The sequence below is a fragment of the Mesorhizobium sp. P2_H9 genome (assembly GCF_056403215.1).
Genome location: NZ_JBFUFX010000005.1, coordinates 1 through 14,600 on the forward strand (window position 1 = coordinate 1; position 14,600 = coordinate 14,600).

The window sequence follows — 14,600 nt, forward strand, 5'->3', positions numbered from 1 at the left end:
CGCCATCAACGGCACCGCCGTCGGCATCACCGCGTTTTCGACCGATCCGAACGGCCCGGACGTGACGTACTCGCTGAGCGACAATGCCGGCGGACGCTTCGCCATCGACGCCACCACCGGCGTGGTGACGGTCGCCGATGCCTCGCAGCTCAACTACGAGACGGCGACCAGCCACACCATCACCGTCCAGGCCTCCGACGGAGCCGGCCCGACCACCGCGCAGACCTTCACCATCGCCGTCACCGACGTCAACGAGGCGCCGACGGTGACCTCGGGTGCGACGGCGAGCGTGGCGGAGAACGCGCCGGCCAGCACGGTGGTGTATACCGCGACGGCGACCGATCCAGACACCACGGCGCCGAACAATACCAAGACCTGGAGCYTGACCGGCACCGATGCTTCGCTGTTGAGCATCAATTCAAGCGGCCAAGTGACGCTCAACACCTCGGCCAACTTCGAGGCCAAGAGCTCCTACAGCTTCAATGTCGTGGACACCGACGGCGGCRGCCTGAGCGCCAGCAAGGCCGTGGTCCTGAGCATTACCGACGTCAACGAGGCGCCGACGGTGACCTCGGGTGCGACGGCRAGCGTGGCGGAGAACGCGCCGGCCAGCACGGTGGTGTATACCGCGACGGCGACCGATCCAGACAACACGGCGCCGAACAATACCAAGACCTGGAGCTTGACCGGCACCGATGCTTCCCTGTTGAGCATCAATTCAAGCGGCCAAGTGACGCTCAACACCTCGGCCAACTTCGAGGCCAAGAGTTCCTACAGTTTCAATGTCGTAGACACCGACGGCGGCGGCCTGAGCGCCAGCAAGGCCGTGGTCCTGAGCATCACCAACGTCAACGAGGCGCCGACGGCGCCTACCGACACCAACAGCGCGAACAATTTCGTTGCCGCCAACGCTGCGAATGGCACAGTCATAGGGGTCACGGTAAATTCGACCGATCCCGACGCCGGAGACACGGTTACCTATACCTTTACGAGCAACCCCAACAACCTGTTCGCGATCAATTCGACAACCGGTGTCGTAAGCGTCGCCGACGGCCAAAATCTCAACGCGGGCTCTTACACGATCGGGGTTCAGGCTACTGATAATCACGGCCTAGCCGGCCCGAGCAGCAACTTTGACGTTGCGGTCGCAGGTATTAGTGCGTCCCTCACAAGTACCCAACTTGGCGGGCTCGAGACGGGAAATCAATTGAACAAGAACCTCTCGCTTGGGACTTTCAAAATTATCGGAGATCCGGACGGGAGCCACACATATACGTACGCTCTCGCGGCTGGAGGGGACAACAATCAGTTCAGCGTGAACAGCAGCACGGGGGTACTGTCGGTTGGCGGAAGCAATGTTAGCACTAGTCAAACCTATCACATAACGGTGATAGCGACCTCCGGTGGCATATCGTTGTCAGTTCCTGTCAATATCATTGTCGGAGACACCGGAAATAATACGATTTCTGCGACAAACGGCATCAATCTATTCTATGGCCTCAACAATAGCGACACTATTACAGGCGGATCTGGTTTCGATGGAATTATCGCCGGCGCCGGTACCGACACCCTTACTGGAAACGCGGGTGGCGATTTTCTGGCAGGAGGCGGGCAAAGCGATACCTTCAAGTACAATGCAATCACGGACTCCCAGTCTGGCGTCGTCAACAACGTTGCCAATTATGACACGATCGCCGATTTCACTTCCGGCGCGGACAAGATCGATTTGACGAGCTTTACCGCTTCGGCTTTCACGGCGTTCAAAGCGAGTGACGTGGGGGCCGCAAATATCGCGGCGCATACTATCGCCTGGCATTTTGACAGCGCCAACAATCAGACGATTGTTTATGCCAACCAGACCGCTGGTGCCTTGGCGCAAGGCAACTCTGGGCTGCTCGAAATCCATCTGGCAGGCACCACGTCGGTGGCAATAGGTGATTTCCTGGATACCGGTGGCCTGGCAGTAGCGCCCGCCGGCATCGCCGGAGAGCCGATCAATCTTGCCCTGACCGATCCGTCACAGCAAGGCGCGCTCGTTACCGTCACGGTGAAGGACGTGCCTTCGGGCTGGACCATCGACGGCGCCACCCACAACGCCGACGGAACCTGGACGATACAGACCAACGACCTGCACGCCTTGACCGTCGCCACGCCCACCGATTTCGCCGGGGCGGCGGTGCTCGACGTCCAGATGACCTGGACCAACGCGGACGGCACGACCGGAAGCGCCTCGGTTGCCGACAACGTCGAGGCCTACGCGCCGGGTTCGCCGATCTTTGCCTGGTCCGGCGACGACGTGCTGACCGGTTCCAGCGGCAATGATCTCTTTGTCTTCTCGCAGCCGATCGGCAATGACACAGTCCACAGCTTCGATGCGGCGGCGGACAAGATCGATCTGATCGGCTATTCCGGCTTCGCGAGTTTCGCTGACGTCCAGGCGCACATGGCCGACGACGCCAACGGCAACGCGGTGATCACGCTTGGCGACGGGCAGTCGATCCTGCTGGATGGCGTGCATTCGAGCGCGCTCACGGACGGTAATTTCGCCTTCGACCAGACGCCGGTGGTCAACAATGCCGGTACCATGACCATCGGCGATGGCGCTCTGCTGCCGCTGAGCGGCATGATCAACAACAGCGGCCTCGTCTCGCTCGACTCCAGCGGCGGCGACACGCTGCTGCAGATCATCCAGAACGGCGTGACCCTGCAGGGTGGCGGGCAGATCCTGCTGTCCGACAGCGCTGCCAACGTCATCTCCGGCACAGGGCCGGACGTCACTCTGGTCAATATCGACAACACGATCTCGGGCGCTGGTCAGCTGGGCGGCGGGATGCTCAGCCTCGACAACAGGGGCACCATCATCGCCACCGGCTCGAATGCGCTGGTCATCGATACCGGAGGCAGCGTCGTCGTCAATTCGGGAACGCTGGAGGCAACCGGCTCCGGCGGCCTTACGATCACCGGCGGCCTGGCCAATTCCGGCATGCTGTGGGCCAATGGCGGTAACATTGACATCAACGGCCAGGTCACTGGCGACGGCGATGCCACGATCGGCAACCTGTCGAAGCTGGAGTTCGGCGGCGCCTCGTCGACGGACGTCACCTTCGCGCATGATGCCGCCGGCACATTGCAGCTGGACGATTCATTCGACTTCAGCGGAAGCATCGCCGGCATCACCAATGACGACAAGGTGAACCTCGAAGATATCCTGTTCGGCACCGGAACGTCCGCTGCCTATCAGGCGGACCTCGACGGCGCCGGAGGAACATTGACCGTCACGGACGGCACGCACAACGCAACGCTCCACCTCCTTGGCGTCTACGATGCAAACAGCTTCGCAATTGCTGACGACGGCGCCGGCAGAACGGTGGTTCACCTGACGACGAGCGACTTTGTGGTGTGAAACAAGCAAGTGAGCCGCGCGGATATGCGCGGCTCAGCTGATGTGGCCGGTGCCTGATTCAGCTTACGAATTAAGGTTTACGGCAGGATTAGGAAGGGAACGCGTGGCCGGTTGGACGATCAGGAGTAGGATCGGTTCGGGGCGCGCATTTGGGCAGGGGGCGGTTCTCCGCTGGGTATCTTGAGTCTCGACAACAAATCCAAGATCGTGAAGGACGCGCTTCGGGCGTGCCGCTACTATTTCCTGGTCGCGGCGGCGTTCAGCCTGGCGATCAATCTGCTCTATCTCGCCTCCCCGCTCTACATGATGCAGATCTACGACCGGGTGGTCACCAGCGGCAGCCAAACCACGCTGGTTATGCTGACATTGGTGCTGCTCACGGCTTTTCTCGCGCTGGCTGGACTCGACCTTGTGCGCGCCTGGATCCTGACGCGCGCCAGCGCGCGCCTCGATCGGCTGCTTTCGGCAAAGATCCTGGCCGCATCGGTCGAAACGCCGTCGCCGGGCGCCTCGCAGAGCCAACCGATCCGCGACTTCGATACGTTCCGGCAGGTCATCACCGGCAGCGGCATCCATGCGTTGTTCGACCTGCCCTGGTCGCCCATCTATATCGCCATCATCTTCCTGCTGCATCCTTGGCTGGGCTTCTTCGCGCTCGGCTGCTCGCTGCTCTTGGTCGCCATGGCCGTGCTCAACGAGTATCTCGTGCGCTCGCCGCTGAAGCAGGCCAACGACATCGCGACAACCAACTACAACTTCACCGAGATGAGCCTCAGGAACGCGGAAGTCGTTCGCGCCATGGGCATGATCGACGGCCTCATCCGCCGCTGGGGTCGCGACCGCAACCTTGCGCTATTGCGCCAGGCGGAAGCCAGCGACCGCGCCGCGCTGATGTCGGGGCTGATCCGCTTCCTTCGCCTGACCATGCAGTCGCTCATCCTCGGCCTCGGCGCCTATCTGGTGATCGAACGGCAGACCACCGCCGGCTCGATGTTTGCGGCAAGCCTACTGCTGGGCCGCGGCCTGCAGCCGATCGAGCAGATTGTCGGCCTGTGGCGCAGCCTGATCCTGGCGCGTGCCGCTCTGGCGCGGGTGCGCAAGCTGGTTGATGGCGATGCGCAAAAGGAACGCTCGTTCAACCTGCCAAAACCCACCGGCAAGATTTCGGTCGAGCAGGTGAGTTTCGCCATTCCGAACCAGCAGAAGGTACTGCTGCGCGACGTGTCGTTCCGGCTGGAGGCGGGCGAGGCGCTGGGCATCGTCGGCCCTTCGGGCGCCGGCAAGTCGACGCTGGCCAGGCACCTCGCCGGCGTCATGCAGCCCAGCCGCGGCACCGTCAGGCTGGACGGGGCCGACATGTCGCATTGGGGCCGCGACGCGCTGGGCGACCATATCGGCTATTTGCCGCAGGACATCGAACTCTTCGCCGACACCGTCGCTGCCAATATCGGCCGCTTCAAGACCAATGTCGACCAGGAGGTGATCGAGGCGGCGCGGCTGGCCGGCGTGCACGACATGATCATCCGTTTGCCGCAGGGCTACGAGACGCAGATCGGCGAAGGCGGCGCGGTGCTGTCGGGCGGCTATCGCCAGCGTATCGCCCTGGCCCGGGCGGTGTTCGGCACGCCGAACCTGATCATTCTCGACGAGCCGAGTTCCAATCTCGACGCAGATGGCGACCGCGCGCTGAGCGACTGCGCGATCGAGCTCAAGCGCCGCGGCAGCACGGTCATCATCGTCTCGCACCGGCCCTCCACGCTCGCCAATGTCGACAAGATCCTCTTGTTGCGTGACGGCGCCGTCGAAGCCTTCGGCATGAGAAATGAGATCGTGGCGCTGCTCAACCAGCGCGCGGCTCCAATGGCGGTGGCAACCCAATGAGCTGTGGCCGGAGAGATCGATGAGCGACGGCGCCCTCACCTACCGCAGCCTGCCCGGCGAAGCCGGCGTCCCGGCCTCGGATTCGATCCGGGTGCCGGCCGTGATCGGCCTGTTGATCATCCTCGCCTTCTTTGGCGTCTTCGGCGGCTGGGCCGCCTTTGCGCCGCTGAACGGCGCAGTGCTCGCCGATGCGGTCGTCAAGGTGGAAGGCAACCGCAAGAGCCTCCAGCACTTTGACGGCGGAACGGTGAAAGAGATCCGCGTCAAGGACGGCGACATCGTCCAGAAGGGCCAGATCCTGCTGCTGCTCGACGACACCAGGCTGCGCTCAGAGTTCAATCTCTATGCCCAGCAATATGCGCTGTTGCGCGCAACCGATGCCAGGATTCGGGCCGAACTGGACGGCCGCGAGGCTGTTGCCTTCCCAAAGGACATCCTCAAGGACCACGAGGCCTACCTTAGGGATGCGATGGCAAACCAGATTGCCGACCTGGAAAGCCAGCGCGCCTCGATGGCCGGCGCCAGGCAGATCCTCGAACGGCGGATTGCCGAGCTCGATGAGCAGATCCAGGGCAAGCAGGCTCGGGTCGAATCCTACCAGGCCCAGCTGCAATCGACGATCGACGAGAAGGCCAGCCTGTCAAAACTGCTGAAGGCCGGACTGACGACCCGCCCGCGCATTCTGGAACTGGAAAGATCCGCCTCGGATCTGCAGGGCCTGATCGACGAGAACCTCGGCGCAATCGCCGGCAGCCGTCAGAACAAGGCCGAACTCGAAAGCCAGATTGCCCAATTGACCAACGAACGCCGGTCCAAGCTTTCGGCCATGCTGATCGACACCCAATCGAACCTGGCGGATCTTGTGCCAAAGATGTTCGCAGCCCAGGCGGCCATGGACCGCGCCGAGGTCCGTTCACCCTATGACGGCCAGGTCATGGATCTCAGCGTCTTCTCGATCGGAGCGATCGTCGCCCCGGGGCAGACGATCCTCGACATCGTGCCGACGCAGAATTCATTGATCGTCCAGGCGCAGGTTCGCGTCGAGGACATTTCAAATCTGCGCTCCGACATGACGGCCGAAGTTCGCTTCACCTCCTACAAGCAGCGTTCGATACCGATCATCCACGGGCGTGTCACCCACATTTCGGCCGACCGGGTCACCGACAGCAAGACCGGCCTTCCCTATTATGTCGCCGACATCACGGTGGATCCGGCGGAACTGGCCGCCGCCCCTCAGATATCGCTCTATCCGGGCATGCCGGCCTCGGTGATGATCGTCACCGAGGAACGCACAGCACTCGACTACATTTTGGGCCCGCTGGTTGGGTCGTTCCACTCCGCCTTCCGCCAGAAGTAACGAGCTTCGCGTCAAAGCATATTCGCGTTTTTCAATTGCCGATCGCGGTCCAAAGTAGGTTGCGAGGCAAGGCTCCCCAACCAAAAACTACATAAAAGCAACTATTTAATTGGACAAGTTGACCCTATTTCATTTTTCATCGGCGTGATCCCCCGTGGCGAAAAAGATTGGTGGCCACTGGTGCGTGCCACTGGCTAAGCTTCGTGACAGATTCCCGCACGAGGCCGCTTCATGCCCACCGATAGCCAGTACATTCTCGACAGCATCAGGCAGGGATGCGTGATGCTTTCCGATGACGAGTTCGTCATCGACAGGCTGGTGAAATATTTCGGCAATGGCAGGATCCGGTGGCACGTTGAATTCCGTGGGCATCGCATCGAACTGACGACAGGCCAGATCAAGAAACAGCCGACCTTCCGCAGGAAGATGCTCGAACAGGCTGGTGTACTGCCGCCCCAGCGTGACGGCGCCAGTTACAGGCGATGGGCACTCGATCTGAGAAAGAATGCCATCGAGCTTCCCTGGCGGGATAGGCCGGTCGATGCGGGTTTCGCCATCGAGAGGCTCACCAGCCACGGGGATGGGCGCTGGACGGTTGAATACCAAGGCAAGCCAATCAAGTTCACGACCACCAAACTGCGCAGGCAAGTCAGTTTCCGCAAACGCATGCTGGCCAAGGCCAAGGTGCTGCCGCCCCAGCTGGACCCGGCTGCCTATCGGAAGTGGATGGACTGGCTCATGCAAAACGCCAGCGAGGCCGCACCGGCGGCCGGCGATGCCTTGATGGCGGAGAAAAGCTGGCTTGACGACCTGCCGGAACTGGCCGGCTGGCAAGAATGAAGCGCCGGCCCAAGGGACCAGCCAGGGAAAGTACAATCCGCTCATTCCGCGATTCAACTCGTTAAAGTCGGCTGAGCCTCCTATGCCGCCGGGCCGCCATTGTCAGAAAGCCGCCATCGACGGAAACGCTTCGCTCCAGCACGTCCCCCGCGCGGGGGATGTGCTCAGGCATACGCCTTGGTAGGCCCCGGCGGTTGGTGGCTCAGCCTCGATGCTTGGCGCCACCCCTGATGAAATATGGAGAGATTTTCATGCTCAGATTTGCCTCGACGCTGGCGCTGCTGCTTCTCGGCACGGCGCCGCTATTTGCCGACGACATGCCGATGAACGCGGACAGCATCAAATGGGGCCCGGCTCCTGCTGTCCTACCCGCCGGCGCCGACATGGCTGTTATCGCCGGAGATCCGTCAAAGGACGGCATCTATGTGCTGCGGCTGAAGCTGCCCGCCGGCTACAAGATCCCCGCGCACAATCATCCGACGTCGGAATATGTGACAGTGATTTCCGGTAACTTTCATATCGGCATGGGCGACAAGCTCGACGAAACGAAAGGCATCGAACTGACTGCCGGCGGCTTCGGCGTGGCCCCGACCGGAATGAACCACTACGCGTGGACGACAAGCGATACGATCGTCCAGGTTCATGGCTTAGGGCCTTTCGCCATCACTTACGTCAACCCGGCGGACGATCCGAGCAAAAAGTGACGGTTCGCTGTCTGGCTTTGAACAGTCGAACGGCCGAATGCCGTTCTGATCTGCCGGGCTAGCCAGATCTTAACCCCGGCCCGGTGCCGGGGTTCTTTTTCTGAAACTTACTCCGCTACCTGCACCCGGTTGGCCTGGATGATCGCCCGGATTTCTGCGCAGCAGAAGCCGCAATTGGTGCCGGCCTTCCGCGCGCTGCCGATGGCTTCGCCGGTCGCGCAACCCGTCCGGCTGCGGCAAGCTGCCAAGCTGCTGTGATGCAAGTTATATTAGCAATCAACGATATGTTAATAGCTATGGCGCAGCCTTTCCGTATCGGGGACGAGATGCAACCTCCGATCGACGTTCCAGCGCCTCAATGCCTGGACGTGCGACCGATGCGGAGCAAAACGCATGAGTGTCGGAATAGGACTGGCGCAGCTGCTGCGGATGATTCACCGTCGCGCCCTGAAAATAGCGGCGTTGCCAGACGACGAGAGAGATCCGCATTACGATCTCATCCGCCTGTCATGCTGCGGAGCCGCCGAACAGATTGGGCAAAGTCCCGACAAGGCAGCTGTCACGGCAAACAGTATGGTTGAATTTACGCGCGCGATGGTTGGGATCATTGAGGCAGGCCGCGGATCAGACGCGCGGGGAAGCGCCAATTGGCCGCTGGGCGAGAGTTCGACAGTTTGGCGGCCTGGGCGATCGCAGTAGGATGGTCGCTGGCCGCTTGATCACCCATAGCTGCCAGCCTTCAAGAGGTCGACGCTTCACGAAAACCCAGAGCCTGTTCCATCCCGATGGGATCGGGATGGGGCTCCATCTCTTCGTTTGAGCATGATCACTGGACAAAACGGTTCCCGTTTTTGTCCGAGAAAACCGGATTCCACTTTTCGGGATCATGCTCTAGCAGCCTGGGCTCTGCGCCCTCACTCCGCCGCCTGCACCCGATTGGCCTGAATGATCCCCCGGATTTCGGCACGGCAGGAGCCGCAATTGGTGCCGGCCTTCAGGGCGTTGCCGATGGCCTCGACGGTTGCGCAGCCCGCCGCTGCCGCCGCCGCGATCTGATTGGCGCCGACGCTGAAGCAGGAGCAGACGATGGCGCCGGCATCGGGCCGATCGGCACCGGCGCGGCCGGCGACGATGCGGAAGCGCTCGCGCTGGCCGGCATGGGTCGCCTCAAGCTGCTCGGCCGCCCAGCCGCGCGACACGGCGACCGGGCCGGGTGCGACGAACAGGGCTCCCGACAGGCGGTCGCCGTCGAAGGCGGCGATGCGATGCTGGCCGGCATCGCGGTCGTGATAGGCGAGGATGTCGGCACCCGACGGCGTGCCGAACAACGATCCGGCGAAGGCGGCCCAATCGATGTCGTCATCGGCAAAGGCCAGTTCGACGCGCCAACCGCCCCGGCATCTGGCCACGGCCCAGTAGCTTGCGGCAACCGCCGCCGGCAGCCGTTGCATCACCGCGAAGCCGAAGGTCCTTGCAGCGAATTTCTCGATGCGGGCGGCGACATGCTTTAGCGCCGGCTGGCCGGAAATCGGGTCGGTCAGCGGCGCGGTCAGTGCATCGAGCCGGCCTTTTGCGGCAAACTGATCGGTCCAGTGCATCGGCGCAAACACACTGCCGTGGCGCTGGCGGGATGTCACCAGCGCGCGGACCAGCACATCGCCGCGCGGGCTGGAGACGCGCACGATGTCGGCATCGCCGATGCCGTAGTGCTGCGCGTCCACCGGGTGGATTTCGACGAAGGGCTCGGCAATGTGCTGGGACAGGCGCGGGCTTTTGCCGGTGCGCGTCATGGTGTGCCAGTGGTCGCGGACCCGGCCGGTGTTCAGGATCAGCGGGAAGTCCGGGCTGGTGCGGCTGTGAGTGGTCGGGCGGATGGCGATGAAGCGCGCCTTGCGGTCGGGCGAGTAGAAATTGCCGTTGGCGAAGAAGCGGGTGCTCTCGCCTTCTGACTGAAGTCGAGCTTGAGCACCCCCCTCTGGGCTCGGCGCTGGCCATTGGAAGGGCGCCAATTGCTCATACGCCTGCGCATCGATCGCGGCATAGTCACCAATGTCGAAATCCCGCGCGCCGTTATTCTCGAACCCCGACAGCGCGGCGTGTTCGGCGAAAATCTCGGCTGGCGTCTCATGTGCAAACGCCTCGGCAAAGCCCATCCGCTTGCCGACTTCGGCGATGATCTGCCAGTCGGGCCGCGCTTCGCCCGGCAGGCCCAGAAACGCCCGCTGGCGCGAGATGCGGCGCTCGGAATTGGTGACGGTGCCGTCCTTCTCGCCCCAGGCGGCGGCGGGCAGCCGGATATGGGCGTGACGGACCGTGTCGGTGTCGGCCAGCACGTCCGACACCACGACGAAGGGGCAAGCCTTGATCGCCGCCTCGACGGCATCGGCATCCGGCATCGAATCGACCGGGTTGGTGGCCACGATCCACAGCGCCTTGATGCGCCCATCGGCCACAGCCTCGAACATGTCGACCGCTTTCAGGCCGGGCTTGTCGGCGAGGTTCGGCGCGTTCCAGAAGCGGCGCACGCGCGCGCGATGCGCGGGGTTCTCGATCTCCATATGGGCGGCGAGCATATTGGCCAGGCCGCCGACTTCGCGGCCACCCATGGCATTGGGCTGACCGGTCACCGAAAACGGCCCTGCCCCGGGCTTGCCGATGCGCCCCGTGGCGAGATGGCAGTTGATGATGGCGTTGACCTTGTCGGTGCCTGACGACGACTGGTTTACGCCCTGGCTATAGACAGTGACGGTTTTCGCTGTGGCGGCAAACAAGCTGTAGAAGCGGGAAAGTTCCTCCTCGCTCAAGCCTGTCGCGGCGGCGATGCCGGCAAGATCGAGCGCTGATGCGGTAAAAAGCGCTTGCCCGAAGCCGGTCGTGTGCTCCGTTATGTAGGCGCGGTCGAGCGCGTTGTGCTGGCCGAGCCAAGCGAGCAGGCCGGTGAACAAAGCGACGTCGCCATCCGGCGCGATCGCCAGATGCATGTCGGCGATGTCAGCGGTCATGGTGCGGCGCGGATCGACCAGCACGATCTTGATCTCCGGCCGCTTTTCGCGGGCCGCGGCGATGCGCTGGTAGAGCACGGGATGGCACCAGGCGAGATTGGAGCCAACCAGCACGATGAGGTCGGCAAGCTCGAGATCCTCGTAATTGCCCGGCACGGTGTCGGAGCCGAAGGCACGGCGGTGGCCGGCAACCGACGAGGCCATGCACAGGCGCGAATTGGTGTCGATATTGGCCGAGCCGACAAAGCCCTTCATCAGCTTGTTGGCGACATAGTAGTCCTCGGTCAGCAACTGGCCGGAGACGTAGAATGCGACTGCGTCGGGGCCGTGCTCGGCGATGGTTTGCGAGAAGGTCGAGGCGACGCGGTCGAGCGCCTCGTCCCAGCCGGCCCGGCGGCCGTCGATCTCGGGATAGAGCAGCCTGCCGTCGAGATCGATGGTCTCGGCCAGCGCCGAGCCCTTGGAACAGAGCCGGCCGAAATTCGCCGGATGGTCAGGATCGCCGCGGACGGACACCTGCCCGCCCGCGGCGACCTTCGCCAGCACGCCGCAGCCCACCCCGCAATAGGGGCAGGTGGTCCTCACCTCGCGTGCTGCTTCGATCTCCATGTCTCAGGCCGCGCGGCTGGCCAGCGCTTCCAGCGCAATGAACAGAAGCTCGCCCTCGATCCTGACCGGAATGGTGCGCACCGCGCCCTCGTCGGCGCCCAGCGCCTTGCCCGTTTCCAGCGAAATCACCCAATTGTGCAACGGACAGGTCACGGCCGCGCCGTGGACGATGCCCTGGCTGAGTGGCCCGCCCTTGTGTGGGCAGTGATCGTCGATGGCATAGACCTGATCGTCCTGTGTACGGAAAACGGCGATTTTTCCTTCGGGCGTGGCGACGCAGCGCGCGCCGCGGCGCGGAATGTCCGAGATGGAGCCAATCGATATCCAGTTCATAATGGTCACTCCGCCGCCTGCGCAAAACCGACCGAAGCCATCGGCCGGAATTCGTGCTTGTCCTTGCCGGAGACGCGTTCCGACCATGGATCGACCTGGGCGAATTTCTGGCTGAAGACGAAGCGCTCGTAATAGGCCTTGCGCTTCTCGCCATCCTCCATGATCTGGCGCTTGATCTCCGGGATGCCGATGCGCTTGGCCCATTTGTAGATGCGCTCGAGATAGCGGCCCTGCTCGCGGTACATCTGCGTCAGCGCCACGATATGCTCCAGCGCCTCGTCTTCCGTCTTCACAAGTCCGAGCACTTCGGTGCCCTTGATGTCGAGACCGGCGGCCCCGGCGAAGTGGATCTCATAACCACTGTCGACGCAGATGACGCCGACATCCTTGCAGGTCGCCTCGGCACAATTCCTCGGACAGCCCGACACCGCCATCTTGACCTTGGCCGGCGTCCACGAGCCCCACATGAATTTCTCGATGCGGACGCCAAAACCGGTCGAATCCTGCGTGCCGAAGCGGCACCAGTCGGAGCCGACGCAGGTCTTCACCGTACGCAGCCCCTTGGCATAGGCATGGCCAGAGACGAAACCGGCCTGGCCGAGATCTGCCCACACCGCCGGCAGGTCTTCCTTGCGGATGCCGAGCATGTCGATGCGCTGTCCCCCGGTGACCTTGACCATCGGGATCTCGAACTTGTCGACCACGTCAGCGATGGCGCGCAGTTCGGCGGCGTTGGTGACGCCGCCCCACATGCGCGGCACCACCGAATAGGTGCCGTCCTTCTGGATGTTGGCGTGCACGCGCTCGTTGATGAAGCGCGACTGGTAGTCGTCTGCGTACTCGTTCGGCCAGTCGCAGACGAGGTAGTAGTTGAGCGCGGGCCGGCATTTGGCGCAGCCGCAAGAGGTCTTCCATTCCAGTTCCTGCATGACGGCTGGAATGGTCTTCAGGTGCTTGGCCTTGATCAACCGGCGCACTTCGTCATGACCGAGCGTCGTGCAGGAGCACATCGGCTGCACGGCGGCCGGGTTGTAGGTGTCGCCAAGGGTCAGCACCATCAGCTTCTCGACCAGCCCGGTGCAGGAGCCGCAGGACGCCGACGCCTTGGTGTGGGCGCGCACATCGTCGAGCGAGGTCAGGCCCTTGCCGGTGATCGCACCGGTGATCTTGCCCTTGCAAACGCCGTTACAGCCGCAGATTTCCGCATCATCCGGCAAGGCTGCAACGGCCGCCATAGGGTCCAGGGGGGCACCCCCCTGGTATGACTGGCCGAAGATAAGCGTGTCGCGCATCTCCGAAATATCGGTCTGCTTTTTCTTGAGGTCGTTGAACCAGGCGCCGTCGGCCGTCTCGCCATAGAGCACGGTGCCGATGATGCGGTCGTCTTTCAGGACGAGGCGCTTGTAGACACCGGCCGAGGCATCGCGCAGCACGATCTCCTGGCGGTCGTCGCCATCGGCGAAGTCGCCGAGCGAGAACAGCTCGATGCCGGTGACCTTGAGCTTGGTCGGCGTGTCCGAATGAACGAAGGCGGCAGTCTCGTCGCCGGCGAGTTGGCTGGCCGTGACGCGTGCCATCTCGTAGAGCGGCGCCACGAGGCCGTAGACCATACCGTTGACCTCGGCGCATTCGCCGAGTGCGAAGATATCGGGATCGTTGCTGCGCATGCCTGCATCGACGACGATGCCGCGGTTGACGGCAATGCCGGCCTCCTTGGCGATCGCCGCGTTCGGACGGATGCCGACAGCCATGACCACCAGCGTCGCCGGGATGATGGTTCCGTCGGCAAGTTCCACCTGCTCGACTTTGCCGTTGCCGGTGATTGCCTGAGTGTTGGCCTTGGTAATGACCTTGATGCCGCGTTCTTCAACCGCGCGCTGCAGGAGGTAGCCGGCGGCGGGATCGAGCTGGCGTTCCATCAGCGTCGGCATGACATGCAGCACGGTGACGTCCATGCCTTGCGCATTGAGGCCGGCCGCGGCCTCCAGCCCGAGCAGGCCGCCACCGATGACCACGGCCTTTGCCCTGGACTGGGCGGCAAGCATCATGGCGCGGACATCGTCCAGATCGCGATAGGTCAGCACGCCGGGCAGATTGTGGCCCGGCACCGGGATGATGAAAGGCACCGAGCCGGTGGCGATGACAAGCTTGTCGTAGGGCTCGGTCACGCCATGATCGGAGGTGACGGTCTTTGCCTGCCGGTCGATGGCGACGATCTTGTGGCCCTTGTAGAGGGTAATGCCGTGCTTGATGTACCAGCCGTCGCCATGAATGATGATCTCCTCATAGGCCTTCTCGCCCGACAGAACCGGCGACAGCATGATGCGGTCGTAGTTCACGCGCGGCTCGGCGTTGAAGATGGTCACCTGGTAGCGGTGCGGCGCCTTTTCCAGGAGATGCTCCAGCATGCGCCCGGGGGCCATGCCGTTGCCGATGATGACGAGTTTCTCGGTCATATTCTTGATCCGCTC

The 14,600-nt window shown here is 62.9% G+C and carries 8 protein-coding genes; 5 read left to right on the forward strand and 3 right to left on the reverse strand.

What is annotated here, in order from left to right; all coding sequences use genetic code 11:
- The 5 genes from AC1DXN_RS10280 to AC1DXN_RS10300 form a co-directional block, all read left to right on the forward strand.
- On the forward strand, positions 1-3,403 hold a 3,403-nt coding region (locus AC1DXN_RS10280), incomplete at its 5' end, for a beta strand repeat-containing protein (protein ID WP_477421540.1).
- A 180-nt stretch (positions 3,404-3,583) separates the two neighbouring features.
- A complete protein-coding gene (locus tag AC1DXN_RS10285; RefSeq protein WP_477273411.1) occupies positions 3,584-5,284 on the forward strand; it encodes a type I secretion system permease/ATPase in 1,701 nt (566 codons plus the stop codon).
- 19 nt (positions 5,285-5,303) lie between these two features.
- Positions 5,304-6,641 (forward strand): HlyD family type I secretion periplasmic adaptor subunit, encoded by a 1,338-nt coding sequence (locus AC1DXN_RS10290; RefSeq protein WP_477273413.1) that lies wholly within the window; start codon positions 5,304-5,306, stop codon positions 6,639-6,641.
- 231 nt (positions 6,642-6,872) lie between these two features.
- Positions 6,873-7,481, forward strand: coding sequence for a hypothetical protein (locus AC1DXN_RS10295; RefSeq protein WP_477273415.1), 609 nt, complete (start codon positions 6,873-6,875; stop codon positions 7,479-7,481).
- A gap of 251 nt (positions 7,482-7,732) precedes the next feature.
- Complete coding sequence (locus tag AC1DXN_RS10300) at positions 7,733-8,185, forward strand: cupin domain-containing protein (protein ID WP_477273417.1); 453 nt, start codon at positions 7,733-7,735, stop codon at positions 8,183-8,185.
- A gap of 914 nt (positions 8,186-9,099) precedes the next feature.
- On the opposite strand, the gene AC1DXN_RS10305 is transcribed toward AC1DXN_RS10300, so the two are convergent.
- Genes AC1DXN_RS10305 through nirB form a run of 3 tightly spaced genes read right to left on the reverse strand, consistent with a single transcriptional unit; the run spans position 9,100 to position 14,585 of the window.
- Entirely contained in the window at positions 9,100-11,796 is a 2,697-nt protein-coding gene (locus AC1DXN_RS10305) for a nitrate reductase (protein WP_477273419.1), read from the reverse strand.
- A 3-nt stretch (positions 11,797-11,799) separates the two neighbouring features.
- Positions 11,800-12,129: a nitrite reductase small subunit NirD gene (gene nirD, locus AC1DXN_RS10310; RefSeq protein ID WP_477273421.1), complete on the reverse strand. Its 330-nt coding sequence runs from the start codon at positions 12,127-12,129 to the stop codon at positions 11,800-11,802.
- Between the two features lie 5 nt (positions 12,130-12,134).
- Complete coding sequence (gene nirB / locus AC1DXN_RS10315; protein ID WP_477273422.1) at positions 12,135-14,585, reverse strand: nitrite reductase large subunit NirB; 2,451 nt, start codon at positions 14,583-14,585, stop codon at positions 12,135-12,137.
- Between the last annotated feature and the right edge of the window lie 15 nt (positions 14,586-14,600).

Excerpts from the sequence above, each read along its gene's own strand:
- nirB (WP_477273422.1), bottom strand. The coding sequence starts at position 14,585 with ATGACCGAGAAACTCGTCATCATCGGCAACGGCATGGCCCCCGGGCGC.
- AC1DXN_RS10290 (WP_477273413.1), top strand. The coding sequence starts at position 5,304 with ATGAGCGACGGCGCCCTCACCTACCGCAGCCTGCCCGGCGAAGCCGGC.
- AC1DXN_RS10295 (WP_477273415.1), top strand. The coding sequence starts at position 6,873 with ATGCCCACCGATAGCCAGTACATTCTCGACAGCATCAGGCAGGGATGC.
- nirD (WP_477273421.1), bottom strand. The coding sequence starts at position 12,129 with ATGAACTGGATATCGATTGGCTCCATCTCGGACATTCCGCGCCGCGGC.
- AC1DXN_RS10300 (WP_477273417.1), top strand. The coding sequence starts at position 7,733 with ATGCTCAGATTTGCCTCGACGCTGGCGCTGCTGCTTCTCGGCACGGCG.
- AC1DXN_RS10305 (WP_477273419.1), bottom strand. The coding sequence starts at position 11,796 with ATGGAGATCGAAGCAGCACGCGAGGTGAGGACCACCTGCCCCTATTGC.